The sequence below is a fragment of the Clostridioides sp. ZZV14-6345 genome (assembly GCF_020657775.1).
In the GTDB taxonomy this organism is placed as follows: domain Bacteria; phylum Bacillota; class Clostridia; order Peptostreptococcales; family Peptostreptococcaceae; genus Clostridioides; species Clostridioides difficile_D.
In genome coordinates this window covers 23,789-41,325 of record NZ_JAGWCX010000035.1, presented here as the reverse complement: position 1 = coordinate 41,325, position 17,537 = coordinate 23,789, and the positions used below count along the sequence as shown (strand labels likewise).

Genomic DNA, 17,537 nt, shown 5'->3' with positions numbered 1-17,537 from the left:
ACAAGCAGGGGGTCACAGGTTCGAGCCCTGTTAATCCCACCAGTGCAAACCTCTAGTAATTTTACTAGAGGTTTTATTTTTGCTTGAAAAAGTTTTTATATTTAGGAGGTAAGAAACTTGTATATAATAATAGGAAATGAAATAGTTGATAGTGAAGAACTTAAGACAACTATAGATAAAAATAGTAAATTTAAAGTTGAAAAGGACTTAAGTAAAAGTACAAAAAGAGAAGATGTAATAGCATATCAATTAAGTATAGATTTAAATTACTTAGATGCTCTTATAAGTGAGCAATATGATTCTGTCAGTTTATCTGATGAAGAGAAATTTGATGAATATATGACTTTATCTGATGAACTTGCATCAGGTTTAGAAGAACTTATGCCAAAATACACAATAATAAATGCTAGAGCATATAAATTAGATGAGGTAGATGGAGTTATAAAAATAATACTAGCTGTAGCATATGCAGATTTAGGTCATTTAAAACTTTCTGATGTAGTAAAGAGACTATCTAGACAAATAGATTAAGTATAAACAAGTATGAACGATATTAAAAAAACATATAAAATCTTACGGGAAAATGAAAATAATTATGTAAACATAGGAAAAAATAGTATAAAATCAAGTCAATTGTAAAAATTTTCACATAAATTCTTCTGAAATTCTATAAAAAATGCCTTAATTTTAGTGAGGTAAATTGAGTTTACACAGTCTAAAAATTACTTATATTTATAAATTTATCTTATTAATTAAGGAACTTGCTTAAACATCTTCAAAAATAAAGTATTTTAGTCTATAATCTTTAATATTACACTAACAATAAAGGAGAAGAATAGAGTATGCTTAAAAAGTTTAATAAAATACTAGTAGCTAATAGAGGCGAAATAGCTATAAGAATATTTAGAGCCTGTTCAGAATTGGGAATAAAAAGTGTTGGTATATATAGTAAAGAAGATAAATATGGATTATTCAGAACAAAAGCAGATGAATCATATTTAATAGGAGAAGGCAAAGGTCCAATAGATGCATATCTAGACATGGATGGAATAATAGACCTAGCAAAGAGAAAAAAAGTAGATGCTATACATCCAGGATATGGTTTTCTAGCAGAAAATGCAGAATTTGCTCGTAAATGTGAAGAGAATGGAATTACCTTTATCGGACCATCATCTAAAGTAATGAATATGATGGGAGATAAGATAAACTCTAAAAAAATCGCAAAAGAAGTTAATGTTCAAACTATACCAGGAGTAGAAAAAGCAATAAGAAGTACTGAGGAAGCAAAAGAAGTTGCAAACAAAATAGGCTATCCTGTTATGATAAAAGCATCTAATGGTGGTGGCGGTAGAGGGATGAGAATTGTACACTGCGAAGAAGACTTAGAGCTTGAATATGAAACTGCTTGTAGTGAATCAAGAAAAGCTTTTGGAGAAGATATTATATTTATAGAAAAATATATAGCTGATCCAAAACATATAGAAGTTCAAATATTAGGAGATAACTATGGAAATATAGTTCACTTATATGAAAGAGACTGCTCTGTTCAAAGAAGACATCAAAAAATAATAGAATATGCACCAGCTTTTTCACTAGATGATAAAGTAAGAAAAGAAATATGTGAAGACGCAGTTAAGTTATCAAAGCATGTGGGTTATTCTAATGCAGGAACATTAGAATTCTTAGTAGATGCAAATGGTGGACATTATTTTATAGAGATGAACACAAGAGTACAGGTTGAACATACTGTAACAGAGATGGTTACAGGTATAGATATAGTTCAAAGCCAGATACTAATAGCCCAAGGGTACAGCTTAGATAGTGAAGAAATTAATATAAAATCACAAGATGATGTAGAAATAAGAGGATATTCTATCCAATGTAGAATAACTACAGAAGATCCTAAGAATAAATTCATGCCTGATACAGGTAAAATTCAAGTTTATAGAACTGGTTCAGGATTTGGTATAAGACTAGATGGAGGAAATGGATTTACAGGAGCAAACATAAGTCCTCACTATGATAGCTTATTAGTTAAGACAATATCTTGGGATAGAACATTCCAAGGAGCAATAAATAAAACTATAAGATCTATAAAAGAACTTAGAGTTAGAGGTGTTAAAACTAATGTAGGATTCTTAGTTAATGTTTTAAATAATCCTATATTCTCAAATGGTAAATGTAGTACTAAATTTATAGATGAAAATCCAGATTTATTTGAAATAACAGAAAGTAAAGATAGAGGAACAAAATTACTTCAATTCATAGGTGATGTAATTGTAAATGATAATGCTTGCAAAGAGAAACCGTTATTTGATGCATTACATGATCCAAGAATGGATAAAGAAGGTTCAAAGTCTGAAGGAAGTAAGGTACTTTTTGATAAATTAGGTAAATCTGCATATATAGAAAAGATAAAAAATGATAAAAAGTTATTATTAACAGATACAACAATGAGAGATGCACATCAATCATTATTAGCAACAAGAATAAGAACATATGACCTATTAAAAGCTGCTAAACCAACAGAAAAATATCAAAAAGATTTATTCTCACTTGAAATGTGGGGGGGAGCTACTTATGATGTTGCGTATAGATTTTTAAAAGAATCACCTTGGCGTAGATTACAAAAGCTAAGAGAAGAAATACCAAGTATAATGTTCCAAATGTTGCTTAGAGCATCAAATGGAGTTGGATATAAAAACTATCCAGATAATGTAATAGAAGAATTTACAAAAGAATCTGCTAGACAAGGTATAGATGTATTTAGAATATTTGACTCATTAAACTGGGTTGAAAATATGAAACCATCTATCAATACAGCTTTAGAAACTGGAAAAATTGTTGAAGCAACTATGTGTTATACAGGTGATATACTAGATAAGACTAAAACTAAATATAATCTAGAATATTATATTAAGATGGCACAAGAACTAGAAAGCTTAGGAGCAGATATAATAGCAATAAAAGATATGTCAGGTCTTCTTAAGCCATACTCAGCTTATACATTAGTTAAAGAGTTAAAGAAAAATGTAAAAGCACCAATACATTTACACACTCATGATACTAGTGGAAATGGTGTAGCAACTTGTTTAATGGCATCAGAAGCTGGTGTAGACATAATTGATGCTGCATTAGAATCTATGGCAGGACTTACAAGTCAACCATCACTTAATGCTATTGTAGAGGCTCTTAAAAATACAGAAAGAGATACAGGTATAGATTTATTTGGATATGATGAGTTAGGAAAATATTATAAGGATTTAAGAAAAGTTTATAATAAATTTGAAAGTGATTTAACTAACTCTTGCGCAGAAATATACAATTTTGAAATACCAGGAGGTCAATACACAAACTTAAAACCTCAAGCTGATAGTTTAGGATTAGTTAATAGATTTGATGAAGTTAAAGAAAAATATAAAGAAGCTAATGAAGTAGTAGGAGACATAATAAAAGTAACTCCATCTTCAAAAGTAGTAGGAGATTTAGCTATCTTTATGACTAAAAATAAATTAGATAAAGACAATATAATCGAAGAAGGTAAAAACTTATCATTCCCAGATTCTGTTGTTGACTACTGTAAAGGTATGATTGGTCAACCAGAAGGTGGAATACCAAAAGATTTACAAGAGGTGGTTTTAAAAGGTGAAGAAGCTATTACAGTAAGACCAGGTTCATTATTACCAGCAGAAGATTTTGATGAAATAGCTAAATATTTAAATGAAAAATATGATATAAATGCTAATATAAGAAATGTTATAAGTTACGCTTTATATCCAAAAGTATATGAAGATTATATCAAACATTTACAACACTATAATGATATATCCAAACTTGAAAGTGATGTATTCTTCTATGGATTGAATAAAAATGAAGAATGTGAAGTAGAAATAGAAGAAGGTAAGGTATTAACAATAAGATTAGTTGAAATCGGTGAAGTTAAGGAAAATGGATTTAGAACTATAGGATTTGAGCTAAATGGAATGGTTAGAGAAGTAGAAATAAAAGATAAGAATTTCTCTGGAAAAATTAATAATGTTGAAAAAGCTGATATGAATGATCCTCTTCAAATTGGAGCAAGTATACCAGGTAAAGTTATAAAAATAATGGTTAAAGAAGAAGATGAAGTAAAAGCAAATCAACCATTAATAGTTATAGAAGCTATGAAGATGGAAACTATAATAGTTGCTAAGACTGATGGAGTAATTAAGTCAATCAAAGTAAAAGAAGATGATATGGTTGAAGATAAACAATTATTAATGATAATGAAATAATTGAATTAAGATAATTAAAAAAACACTCTGAAATGTTTAATAAAAAATGTTTCAGAGTGTTTTTATTTATTTAAATTAAATATTTATTAAAAAAAGAGGAAAATTACATCCATATGTAGAAATAAAGCTAGTAAGGAAAATGTTATCTAAAAATTCTAAAAATAATAAATATTTTCCATAATATTTCTTAGGAAATAACAGCTAAGAGAAAATACATAAATTTAAAAGGTGGGTGCTTATATGAAGGTTTATGATAGTAAAATGTTGAGAAATGTAGCGGTATTAGGACATAGCGGATGTGGAAAAACAAATCTAATCGAAACTATAGCTTACACAGCAAACACTAATAAGATACCTAAATTAACAGACAAGGTAAATATGACTTATAGCATGGGATTAATACCTATAGAGTACAATGATTATAAGTTTAACTTATTGGATACCCCAGGATATTTTGACTTTAGTGGAGACGTTGTATCATCTCTTAGAGCAAGTGATGCAGCAATAATAGTAATAGATGCAACAGCACCTATTCAAGTTGGTACAGAGAAATCATTAGAGCTAACTGAGAGTATTCCTAAGATAATGTTTATAAATAAAATAGATAACGAAAAAGCAAGATATAAAGATGCAATAGCAATGTTAAGAGAAAAATATAATAATAAGATAGTTCCTATGATAAGCCCTATATACAAAGATAAAAACTTTGTAAAGTTACATAATGTATTTGAAAACATAGATGATTTAGAAGGTGAATTCAAGGAACAAGCTATGAGTGTTAAAGAAGCATTAATGGAGCTTATAGCAGAAACAGATGACCAGATACTAGATAAATATTTTAATGGTGAAGAATTAACTACAGAAGAGATACAAAAAGGTATTGTCATAGGTATACAAAGAGGTGACATTATACCTGTAATTTGTGGTTCAACTATAAATAATATCGGAACAAAAGAGATATTAGATACTATATCAAATTATCTAGAACCTATTTTTATAGAAGAAAGCAAACCATTTAGAGGATTAGTCTTTAAGACTATGGTTGACCCATTTGTTGGCAAGATGTCATATATAAAAATTACTGAAGGCGTACTTTCTAAAGATAAAGAGGTCTTTAATATAAATAAAAATGTAAAAGAAAAAATAGCTAATATATATACATTGAGAAATAGTGAACTAGTAGAAGTAGAAAAGGCTAAAGCTGGTGATATAGTAGTTGTAACTAAAGTTAATTCTCTAAAAACAGGAGATACTATATCTACAGATAAAGATGCAGAAGCTTTGGAAAATATAGATTTCCCTAAACCACAAATCTATTATGCAGTAACTCCTAAAAATAAAGGTGATGAAGAAAAAGTAGCATCTGTATTAAATAAACTAATAGAAGAAGACCCTACTTTACATTGGTATAGAAATACAGAAACAAAACAAGCCCTTTTAGGAGGTCAAGGAGAACTTCATATAAAAACAATTAAAAATAAAATGAAAGATAAATTTGGTGTTGATGTTGAATTAAATGACCTTAAAGTTCCTTATAGAGAAACTATAAAAGGAACTGCTGATGTGCAAGGAAAACATAAAAAACAATCAGGTGGTCATGGTCAATATGGAGATGTAAAAATAAGATTTGAAAGATGTGAGTCTGATTTTGAATTTACAGAAGAAATATTTGGTGGGTCTGTACCAAAACAATATATACCAGCAGTTGAAAAAGGTCTAAAGGATTCTATGCAAAAAGGTATATTAGCAGGTTATCCTGTTACAAATATAAAAGCTACACTTTATGATGGTTCATACCATGACGTAGACTCTTCTGAAATGGCTTTTAAGATGGCAGCAAGTGCCGCCTTTAAAAAAGGTATGGAAGAAGCACATCCAATACTACTAGAACCTATAATGAAGCTTAAGATAACTGTTCCAGAAGAATATATGGGAGATGTTATGGGTGATATAAATAAGAGAAGAGGAAAAATATTTGGAATGGAGCCAGATAACAAAGGTAAACAAATAATATTTGCAGAAGCTCCACAGGCAGAGACGTTTAAATATGCAATAGATTTAAGAGCAATGACACAAGGTAGAGGATACTTTGAAATGGAATTAGAGAGATATGGAGAAGTTCCATCACAATTTGCAGAAAAAATAATTGGATTAGCTACTGCAAAGTAATGAACAAAAATAAATAAAATAGAATAATAAATAATTAATAGATACTATTAAAAATATTTTTAGGATTTGAACTAGGTATAAGTTTGTTTGAGATAAACATATACCTAGTTTTTATATTATTAATGGATAAAAAAATAAAAAATACTTTCTTAAACATTTTAATAAAAAGAAAGTATTTTTTATTATTATTTTTTACAAATGTTTAATAATAAAGATAGGCAGGTATATTTAAAATATTGAAATTTAATCATGAAGCAAAAAGTTTTATGTTTAGTTATAAGAAACATAATAAATAAAAACTTATAATTAATGAAAACATAAATTCATATATAAATTGTTACAAAAAATATAAATTTATAAAATTTAGGGCTTTAAAAATTTAAATAATAGGTGTAAAATAGTAGTCAAAGAAAGTCAAAAATAAAAAGGTATGTGGTGATATTAATGGCAACTATGACAGATATAATTGAAAAATTTATTAAAGATTTGATGGAAGAAGACAATAGCATACAAATTCAAAGAAATGAACTAGCAAACTTGTTTAGTTGTGCACCATCACAAATAAATTATGTCTTAACAACAAGATTTACAATAGATAAGGGATATTATATTGAAAGTAAAAAAGGTGGCGGAGGATATGTTCAAATAGAAAAAATACGAAAAAGTAAAGATGGGCATATTAAAGAGCTATTAAATGAAAAAATAGGAAGTCAAATATCCTATAAGAAAGCAAGAGAGTTATTAGAAGGTTTAAGAGAGTCAGATTTAATTAGTGAAAGAGAATTGAAATTAATATTATATGCAATAGATGATAAATCGTTATGTATGCCAATATATGAATTAAAGGAGAAGGTAAGGTCTAATATTTTAAAGAATATAATAATAGGGTTATTTAGTATAGAGGAGTGATAATTTATGCTATGTCAAAAATGCAATAAGAATAAAGCATCTGTATATTATAATAAGATAGTCAATGGAGAAAAGACAGAGATGTATCTATGTAGTGAATGTGCAAAAGAGAATACAGAAATGAATTTTAATTTAGATATGCCTTTTTCAATGATGGATATATTTTCCAATTTGGGCTTCCAGCCCAAAAAAGAACTTGAAGAAAAGCTAGTTTGCCCAAAATGTAATATGACATATAGTGAATTTAAGAATAATGGAAGATTTGGATGTAGTGAATGTTACAATGCATTTAGTAGTCAAGTAAATCCAATGCTTCAAAATATACATGGTCATATAGAACATACAGGAAAGGCACCTAAAAAATCTTTTTATAAGATAAGTGTAGAAAATGAGATTAAAGAGTTAAAAGAAGATTTAGATAGAGCTATAAAAAATGAAGAGTATGAGTTGGCTGCTCAATTTAGAGATAAAATTAAATATTTAAAAGGTTCTATTGACTAAGATTGGAGTGATATTATGAAAGAGAATATAGTCATGAAATCAAGAGTTAGGCTAGCTAGAAACTTAAATAATTATCCTTTTCCAAATAGATTAGATAAAGAATGTGCTATGGAAATAATAGAAAAAGTAAAAAATGCATTTATGAATTCTAGCTTAGAACAAAAAGAAGAGTTTGATTTCTATAAAATTGAAGATTTAGATCAATCTAAAAAAATGCTTATGGTTGAAGAACATATAATAAGTCCAGATTTAGTGGAAAATGATAAAAGTGCAGTTATAGTGAAAAAAGATAAAACTGTAAGTATAATGATAAATGAAGAAGACCATATAAGAATACAAACTATATGTGATGATTTAAATTTAGAATGTGCATATAGTATAGCAAATGAAATAGATGATTTGTTAGAATCGAGTTTAGAATATGCATTTAGCACAAAGTTAGGTTACTTAACATCTTGTCCAACTAATACAGGGACAGGAATGAGAGCTTCTGTGATGATGCATTTACCAGCATTAAGTCAATTAGGTTATATGGATGAACTTTATAAAATTTCATCACAAATAGGTATAGCAATAAGAGGAATATATGGAGAACGAACAGAAGCGTTAGGAAATATATATCAAATATCTAATCAACTTACACTTGGAAGAACGGAGTCTAATATTATAGAAAATGTAAGCGGTCTTACAAAAGATGCAATCTCAAAAGAAATAAAAGCTAGAGAAATATTGAAAAAAAAATTAGGTATGAAATTAGAAGATAAAATATTTAGGTCAATAGGAACACTTGAAAATTCAAGAGTAATAAGTAGTGCAGAGGCAATGAGTCATCTATCAAATATAAAAATGGGAATAGAAATGAACTATATAGATAAACTAGATTTAAAGGCTATAGAACAACTTATGACAGGTATACAACCAGCACATCAGTCAATAATGTATAAGAGTGATGATGTTGAGTATAGAGATATAAATAGAGCAACATACATTAGAGAAACTTTGGAGAAATTAAGAGGAGGGATGAATTGTGAACTTCAATAGATTTACACAAAGAGCTAAGAAGGCAGTTGATTTAGCTTTTGAATCAGCTAAAAGCTTAGGGCACAATATTGTTGGAAGTGAACATATACTTTTAGGTCTTTTAAGAGAAGAAGAGGGTATAGCTGCTAAAGTTCTAAGTAAAGTTGGATTTACAGAGGCGTATTTAGAAGGCAAAATAATTGATATGGAAGGTAAAGGAGAAGAAATCCCAGAAGACATAGTATTAAGCCCAAGAAGTAAACAAATACTTGAGTTATCAGGTATGTTTGCAAATAAATTAAAAACAAATTATATTGGGACTGAGCATATATTATTAGCAATAATTCAAGAAGGAGAAGGAATAGCTAATAAGATTTTAAATTATGCTGGAGTAAATGATAGGACTCTAGCCCAATTAACAATTGATATGATGGGTATTAGTGATAAAAATCAATACAAAGCAGAAAATAGTTACACGGGCAACCAGAATCAAGCAGAATCTAAAGTGCTTGATAAGTATGGAAGAAATCTTACACTATATGCAAAACAGAATAAAATAGACCCTGTAATAGGTAGAGAAAAAGAAATACAAAGAGTAATACAAATATTAAGTAGAAGAACTAAAAACAATCCAGTGTTGATAGGAGACCCAGGAGTAGGTAAAACAGCCATAGCTGAAGGGCTGGCAACAAATATAGCTTTGGGAAACGTTCCAGAAACATTAAAAAATAAAACTTTATACTCTTTAGAGATGGGTTCATTATTAGCTGGGGCTAAGTATAGAGGCGAATTTGAAGAAAGAATTAAAGAAGTTGTAGATGAAGTTGTTAAAAACGGAAACATAATTTTATTTATAGATGAGATGCATACAATAATAGGAGCTGGGTCTACAGGAGAAGGTTCTATAGATGCATCAAATATATTGAAACCAGCCTTAGCAAGAGGCGAGATACAAGTTATAGGGGCAACCACAATTGATGAATATAGAAAGCATGTTGAAAAAGATTCTGCTCTAGAAAGAAGATTCCAACCGGTTATGGTGGATGAACCAACTAAAGAAGACTCAATAAAAATATTAGAAGGGTTAAGAGATAAATATGAAGCTCATCATAAAGTTAAAATAACTGATGATGCTATAAAAGCAGCTGTAGAATTATCAACTAGATATATATCAGATAGGTATTTACCAGATAAAGCTATAGACTTGATTGATGAGGCTGCATCAAAAGTAAGATTAAAAGAAAATACACCTCCTTCAGAAATAAAAAAATTAGAATTAGAGATAGAAAATATAGATAAAGAAAAAGAAGAAGCAGTAAGATGTCAAGACTTTGAGAAGGCAGCAAAAATAAGAGATGAACAAGGTCTGCTTAAAAAACAATTAGAAGATGTTAGAGAAAGATGGAATAAGTCATCTAAGCATTCAGACCTAGTTGATGGAGAAGTTATTGCTGAAGTAGTAGGATTATGGACAGGAATACCTGTTAATAAAATTCTTGAGGAAGAAGCTGATAGACTTTTAAGACTTGAGGAAATACTGCACAATAGAGTCATAGGTCAAGAACAAGCAGTAAAATCTATCTCAAAGGCAATTAGAAGGTCAAGGGCAGGTCTTAAAGATCCTAACAGACCAATTGGTTCATTTTTATTTTTAGGTCCTACAGGAGTAGGTAAAACAGAACTATCTAAGGCATTGGCAGAAGTACAATTTGGAGATGAAAATCAAATAATTAGAATAGATATGTCTGAATATATGGAAAAGCATGCTGTGTCAAGAATGATAGGTTCACCTCCAGGTTATGTAGGTCACGATGAAGGTGGTCAATTAACTGAAAAAGTAAGAAGAAATCCATATTCAGTTATCTTATTTGATGAGATAGAAAAAGCTCATCCAGATGTATTTAATATTCTGTTACAAATTCTAGACGATGGTAGATTAACTGATTCAAAAGGAAGAACTGTAGATTTTAAGAATACTATTGTAATAATGACATCAAACGTTGGTGCATCTACAATTGGTAGACAAAAAACTTTAGGATTTAGTATAGCTAAAGGAGATGAAGAAGAAAAATCTCAATATGAAAAAATGAAAGAAAATATAATGGGTGAATTAAAACAAAGATTCAGACCTGAGTTTTTGAACAGAATAGATGATATAATTGTTTTCCATTCATTAAATGAAAATCACATATCAAAAATAATACTTTTAATGACAGCGAAACTACAAGATAGATTAAAAGAAATGAATATAAAGCTAGAAATGAGTGACGAAGCTGTAAAATTAATTTCTAAATCTGGATTTGATTTAGAATATGGGGCAAGACCTCTTAAAAGAGCTTTACAAAAAGAATTAGAAGATGAATTATCTGAAGCAATCTTAAAAGGCGATGTGAAAAAGGGAAGTAATGTAGTGGCAAAAGTCAAAGATGAGAAAATAGTTTTTGAAACTAAATAATTTAATAGAGTTGCATTTTAAAATATTGCGGATACAAGTTTTATAATCTAAACAAAATTTTAAGGGCAATGAATCTATAATAATTCATTGCCCTTAATTATTTTATTTAATCTTTACATATTGTCTTTCATATATGCTAAAATTATAGTATAGAATAATAAATTAAGGATGATAAAAGCATGGCAAAAATAAAAACAAAATATGTATGTCAATCTTGTGGATATGAAACAGCGAAATGGCTTGGGAAATGTCCAGAATGTACAAAATGGAATACATTTGTAGAAGAAGTAGACCAAAAAAGCACCAAAAAAGAGGTCTTTATAATAGATAAATCTTCATCTAAACCAGTTAGTATAAATTCAATAGAAAGTAAAGAAGAAGAGAGGTTTACAACAGATATAAATGAATTAGATAGAGTGCTTGGGGGTGGTATAGTTAAAGGTTCTTTAGTACTTGTTGGTGGAGACCCTGGTATAGGGAAGTCAACACTTTTAATCCAAGTTTCTAGTAATGTTGCTAACTTAGGAAAAACTGTTCTATATATAACTGGAGAAGAATCAGAATCTCAAATAAAAATGAGAGCTAAAAGATTAGGTATTAACTCAGAAAATTTATATATATTTGCTGAAAATAATTTAAGTATAATTGAATCTTATTTAGAAAGTATAAATCCAGAATTAATAATTCTAGACTCAATTCAAACTGTCTTCAGTCCAGAAATATCCTCTGCACCAGGAACTGTCAGCCAAATTAAAGAAGGTACTTCAAAATTCATGAAAATTTCTAAAAAAATGGGAATTTCAACATTCATAGTTGGTCATGTGACAAAAGAAGGTTCACTAGCAGGACCAAAATTACTAGAGCATATGGTTGATACTGTTCTATATTTTGAAGGAGAAAGATATAATACTTATAGATTAGTAAGAGCTGTTAAAAATAGATTTGGCTCAACTAATGAACTTGGAGTATTTGAAATGAGAGATTTGGGTTTAGTAGAGCTTGATAATCCATCTAAAATTTTAATATCTGAAAAACCAAAAGATGTGGCGGGTTCAGTAATAATATCTACTGTAGAAGGTACAAGACCAATGTTACTTGAATTACAAGCATTAGTTTCACCTACAAGTTTTGGTATACCAAAAAGAACCTCTACAGGGGTAGATTATAATAGAGTAGGTATGTTATTAGCAGTATTAGAAAAACGTGTTGGTTTGCAAATACAAAATCAAGATGTCTATATAAATATAGTTGGGGGAATAAAGATAAATGAACCTTCAATTGACTTGGGCATAGCTATTTCTGTAGCATCTAGTTTTAGAAATATACCTATAGATGAAGATATAGCTGTTACAGGAGAAGTAGGTCTTACAGGAGAAGTTAGAGCAGTAAGTTTTATAGAAAAGAGAATTGCTGAATGTAAAAAACTTGGTTTTAAAAAGATAGTAGTTCCTAGAAGTAATTATGAAGTAGTAAAAGACACCAAGGGTATAGAAATATGGCCAGTAGATAACTTAAGACAAGCTATAAATATAGTACTTGGGAGGAATCAATAAATATGGAGAATTTTCTAGATAATAAAAATATGCTATATGCATTAAAAATGATATCTCCTGGAACTCCACTTAGATTAGGTTTAAACAATGTACTAAGAGCTAAGACAGGTGGATTGATTGTAATTGCAACTAACGAGGATGTAATGAAAATAGTAGATGGTGGATTTGCTATAAACGCAGAATATTCACCATCATATCTATATGAATTAGCTAAAATGGATGGAGCTATAGTTCTAAGTGGTGATGTAAAAAAAATACTGTTTGCTAATGCACAGCTTATACCAGATTATTTTATAGAAACATCAGAGACAGGAACAAGACATAGAACAGCAGAAAGAGTAGCAAAGCAAACTGGTGCTATAGTCATAGGAATTTCACAAAGAAGAAATGTTATAACAGTTTATAGAGGAAATGAGAAGTATGTAGTCGAAGATATATCTAAGATATTTACTAAGGCAAATCAGGCTATACAAACTCTAGAAAAATATAAGACAGTATTAGACCAAGCTATAACAAATTTAAATGCTTTGGAGTTTAATGATTTGGTAACTATTTATGATGTTGCACTAGTCATGCAGAAAATGGAAATGGTAATGAGAGTTACAAGTATAATTGAAAAATATGTGATAGAATTGGGTGATGAAGGAACTTTAGTAAGTATGCAGTTAGAAGAATTAATGGGTACAACTAGAATAGATCAGAAATTAATATTCAAAGATTATAATAAAGAAAATACAGAGATAAAAGAACTTATGAAAAAAGTCAAAAATTTAAATTCGGAAGAACTAATAGAATTAGTTAATATGGCAAAACTATTAGGGTATAGTGGTTTTTCTGAAAGTATGGATATGCCTATAAAAACAAGAGGTTATAGAATTCTTAGCAAAATACATAGACTACCAACAGCAATAATAGAAAACTTAGTAAATTATTTTGAAAACTTCCAACAAATTCTAGATGCATCTATTGAAGAACTAGATGAAGTTGAAGGAATAGGCGAAATAAGAGCAACATATATAAAAAATGGACTCATAAAAATGAAACAATTAGTATTATTAGATAGACACATATGATGAATTTTAAATGAATTTTACTACTTTTTTCTTGAATATAATATACACTTTGGTCTATAATAGATAAGTATAACTAGGGGGTGAAGCATTGATAAGGAAAGTAACAAGAATATTGTTTATTTTACTTGGATTTACAATAGGTATAACAACCTATTTAACATTAATGAAAGATTTTGAAATATTAACATTTGGAAAAGAAACATATGGTTATATCGCAGCTGTAGTAGCAGGTATAATAATAGCCATTTTAGGATATCTTATAGAACCATGGGTTGTAAATAAAGTAAAAGAAATTGCTAAAATAGTGGATAAAGAATTGTCAAAATATCCTCAGACTGATATATTGTTAGGGTCTATGGGTCTTATAGTAGGATTTGTTATTGCATATTTATTAAGTGGATTAGTAAATAGAATACCAATAGTAGGTGGAATATTATCCTTACTATTATATTTATTCCTAGGATATCTTGGAATGAAAGTTGCGCTTAAAAGTAAAAATGATTTATTTAATATTGGAAAATTAGGAAGATTAGCAAATCCTATTAAAGATAAAGATAAGGATAAAGAAAACAAAAAAGATATAAAAGCCATTCCTCCAAAAGTATTAGATACAAGCGTAATAATTGATGGAAGGATAGCTGATATTTGTAAAACAGGTTTTATAGAAGGAAAACTTATTATTCCTGCTTTTGTTTTAGAGGAACTGAGACATATTGCAGATTCTTCAGATGATTTAAAAAGAGTAAGAGGTAGAAGAGGTCTGGATATATTAAATGTAATTCAGAAAGAATTAAATATAGAAGTTGAAATAAGTGAGAGGGACTTTGATGATATAGCAGAAGTTGATAGCAAATTATTAAAGCTTGCCCAGGTTTTAAATGGAAAAGTTGTTACAAATGATTATAACTTAAATAAAGTTGCTCAATTCCAAGGTGTTGAAGTATTAAATATAAATGAGTTAGCTAATGCTATAAAACCAGTTGCGATACCAGGAGAAGATATGGTTGTTCAAGTGGTTAAAGAAGGAAAAGAGGCTCAACAAGGTGTTGCATATCTAGATGATGGAACTATGATAGTAGTTGATGGAGGAAGAAAATATATGAATGAGACTATAAAAGTACTTGTTACTTCTGTTCTTCAAACTCCTGCAGGTAGAATGATATTTGCAAAGCCTAAAAATTAATATATTCAAAGAAACCTATAATTTGGGCTGTTTATTTTAAATAGATGGTCCAAATTTATTTGTTTATAATGACAATGTTTAATGTATTCTTAAAGATGAGGATTTAAATCAGAAAGCAGGGAGAATTTATGAGAAAAAAGATTATATCTTTCTTAGCAACATTTATCATAATGTTAACATCGACAAGTCAATACAGTTTTGCAGATGGCATACCGACACATGGAAAAGTAATATTTATAGATATGAACAGAACTAGTATGAGCAATATGTTAAGAATAAAATCATTAAGAGAAGAGCTAGATAATAGAGGATATATCGGTCTGATGAACATAAGAGGCGATAAAGGTAGTGATGATAGAAGGTCATATGCTAGTATGGGTGCTGGTGGAAGAGCTAATGTAGCTAATGAAGAAGATATTAATTTTGAAGGCTCAAGTAAGGATAAAAATATAAATTTTGAATCGGCAACAGGAAAAAGTGCAAAAGGTATAAATAATTTAACTATAAATAAGTCTATAAATGAAAATTTAAACTTTGGGGAGTATGGCTCTGTACTAGGGTCATTAGGACAAAGTTTATCTGATAATGGTCTAAAAGCATCTGTGTTGGGAAATTCAGATATAATTGAAAATGGGCAACTTATTAAAAATAGAAACTTATGCCTAACTGCAATGGATGAATATGGAAGAATCCCTAATGGAAATGTAGATAATATAAATAAAAAAGACTTATCTATGCCTTATGGAATATCAACTGATTATAATAAACTGATTGTAGAAACTAAAGAATCTTACAAAAACAATGATGTAGTTTTTATAGAGATTGGAGATACATATAGATTAGACTTATATAAGCCGAACTTAAATGAAAAAACATATGAGAGTATGAAAGATAAGATAGAAAAAAATATAGATGTATACTTAAAAAATTTATTTTCTATGGTTGGAAAAAATGACACTGTTTATATATCAAGTGCATTTCCAAGTGATTTAGATTATAAAAATAAAAGAAGACTTTCTCCAATAATAAAATTAAATGGGAATGGAAAAGGTCTGTTGTCATCTTCAACTACTAGAAGAGAGGGGATTGTAACGAACCTAGATGTTGGAGTTGAGATATTACAAAACTTTGATATAAAAAATCAAAATATGGTTGGAAAAAAATATGAACTTATTAACAGAGATGATAATAAAGAATATTTGATGGATGAATATCAAAAGATAGTATCTATCTCAAGCATAAGGTCTACAATACTAAATGGTTTTGTAAGTATAGTTTTCTTATCATGGATAGTTGCTATGATTGCAATTCTACTTAGAAAGCATATATCAAAAAATCATAGAGAAACAACATTTTTTATACTAAAGGAGCTTTTGAAAATAGGAATAGTAATGCCATTATCATTTATGATAACTCCAATAATGAATTTCAAAACACCATTAGCAATATCTTTAGGAATGATTATAATAACACTTACTATATATTTAATAAGTAAAGTTTTAATAAAGAATGATTTAAAAAATATGCTATTTTTCACTGGATTAACTATATTGATTCTGGTTATTGATTCTGGATTTGGTTCATATTTAATGAAAAGTAATGTCATGAGTTATGACTGTATAATTGGAGCCAGATATTATGGAGTAGGAAATGAGTATCAGGGTGTGGCAATAGGTAGTGCAATATTTACATTTGCAATTTTACTTACATATAAAAACGTACCAAAATGGTCTGTAATAATCTTTTCTTTAGTTATTTTAATTACGAGTGCATCTCCAATTATGGGGGCAAATGTTGGAAGTGCTATTTCTGAATGTGTTGCATTTTTACTATTCATATTATTAATATATAATGTAAAGATAGACTTCAAAAAAGTTGTATTATTAGGTATAGCAGTTTTACTTGTCCTAGGAGTTTTTGTAGCTATAGATATGATTTCAGGAAGCAACTCACATTTAGGTATGTTTGTAAAAGAAATTTACTTTAATGGACCAGGAGAAATAATACAAACATTTAGTAGAAAGATAGAGATGAACTTGAAGCTAGCTCAAACGAGTGCATGGGTAAATATACTATTAACTGGAATAGGGGTAATCTTAGTTCTTATGATTAATCAGATTAGATACTTTAAGCAATTGATTGATGAATATCCACTTATATTTAAAGGATTTATAGCATCAATAGTAGGATGTTTTGTAACTCTTTTAGTAAATGATTCTGGGATAGTGTCATCAGCAACAGCTTTTATTTATATAATTGTTCCTATGATAATATTAAGTATAAATTTGACAGCATTAAAAGATATATAAAGATTAACACATTAATTTAACTTCCTTTTTATAAAATAAAGTTAAGAAGAAAGTTTATAAAAAATAAATTATTATACAAAAAGGGGTTGTC

General features: G+C 28.8%; 11 protein-coding genes. All 11 read left to right on the top strand.

Annotated features, from left to right (window positions below; translation table 11 throughout):
• The first annotated feature begins 117 nt into the window (after nt 1-117).
• Nucleotides 118-531 (top strand): hypothetical protein, encoded by a 414-nt coding sequence (locus KGF39_RS10970; RefSeq protein WP_227822333.1) that lies wholly within the window; start codon nt 118-120, stop codon nt 529-531.
• Nucleotides 532-842: 311 nt separating this feature from the next.
• Entirely contained in the window at nt 843-4,274 is a 3,432-nt protein-coding gene (locus tag KGF39_RS10965; protein ID WP_227822332.1) for a pyruvate carboxylase, read from the top strand.
• 240 nt (nt 4,275-4,514) lie between these two features.
• Nucleotides 4,515-6,443 carry an elongation factor G gene (locus tag KGF39_RS10960; RefSeq protein ID WP_227822331.1) on the top strand — a complete coding sequence of 643 codons (1,929 nt, stop codon included), beginning with the start codon at nt 4,515-4,517 and terminating at the stop codon, nt 6,441-6,443.
• Nucleotides 6,444-6,887: 444 nt separating this feature from the next.
• Nucleotides 6,888-7,352 (top strand): CtsR family transcriptional regulator, encoded by a 465-nt coding sequence (locus KGF39_RS10955; protein ID WP_227822330.1) that lies wholly within the window; start codon nt 6,888-6,890, stop codon nt 7,350-7,352.
• A 6-nt stretch (nt 7,353-7,358) separates the two neighbouring features.
• Nucleotides 7,359-7,853: a UvrB/UvrC motif-containing protein gene (locus KGF39_RS10950; protein WP_054273018.1), complete on the top strand. Its 495-nt coding sequence runs from the start codon at nt 7,359-7,361 to the stop codon at nt 7,851-7,853.
• A 15-nt stretch (nt 7,854-7,868) separates the two neighbouring features.
• Nucleotides 7,869-8,894, top strand: coding sequence for a protein arginine kinase (locus tag KGF39_RS10945; RefSeq protein WP_227822329.1), 1,026 nt, complete (start codon nt 7,869-7,871; stop codon nt 8,892-8,894).
• On the top strand, nt 8,881-11,328 hold the full coding sequence (locus tag KGF39_RS10940) for an ATP-dependent Clp protease ATP-binding subunit (protein ID WP_227822328.1): 2,448 nt from the start codon (nt 8,881-8,883) through the stop codon (nt 11,326-11,328). The genes KGF39_RS10945 and KGF39_RS10940 overlap by 14 nt, the downstream gene beginning before the upstream one ends.
• Nucleotides 11,329-11,507: 179 nt before the next feature.
• Entirely contained in the window at nt 11,508-12,881 is a 1,374-nt protein-coding gene (radA, locus tag KGF39_RS10935; RefSeq protein WP_054273021.1) for a DNA repair protein RadA, read from the top strand.
• A gap of 2 nt (nt 12,882-12,883) precedes the next feature.
• Nucleotides 12,884-13,954 (top strand): DNA integrity scanning diadenylate cyclase DisA, encoded by a 1,071-nt coding sequence (gene disA, locus KGF39_RS10930; RefSeq protein WP_003421245.1) that lies wholly within the window; start codon nt 12,884-12,886, stop codon nt 13,952-13,954.
• Between the two features lie 88 nt (nt 13,955-14,042).
• Nucleotides 14,043-15,137, top strand: a complete 1,095-nt coding sequence (locus tag KGF39_RS10925; RefSeq protein ID WP_227822327.1) for a PIN/TRAM domain-containing protein — start codon at nt 14,043-14,045, stop codon at nt 15,135-15,137.
• A 128-nt stretch (nt 15,138-15,265) separates the two neighbouring features.
• A complete protein-coding gene (locus KGF39_RS10920) occupies nt 15,266-17,446 on the top strand; it encodes a hypothetical protein (protein ID WP_227822326.1) in 2,181 nt (726 codons plus the stop codon).
• Nucleotides 17,447-17,537 lie beyond the last annotated feature (91 nt).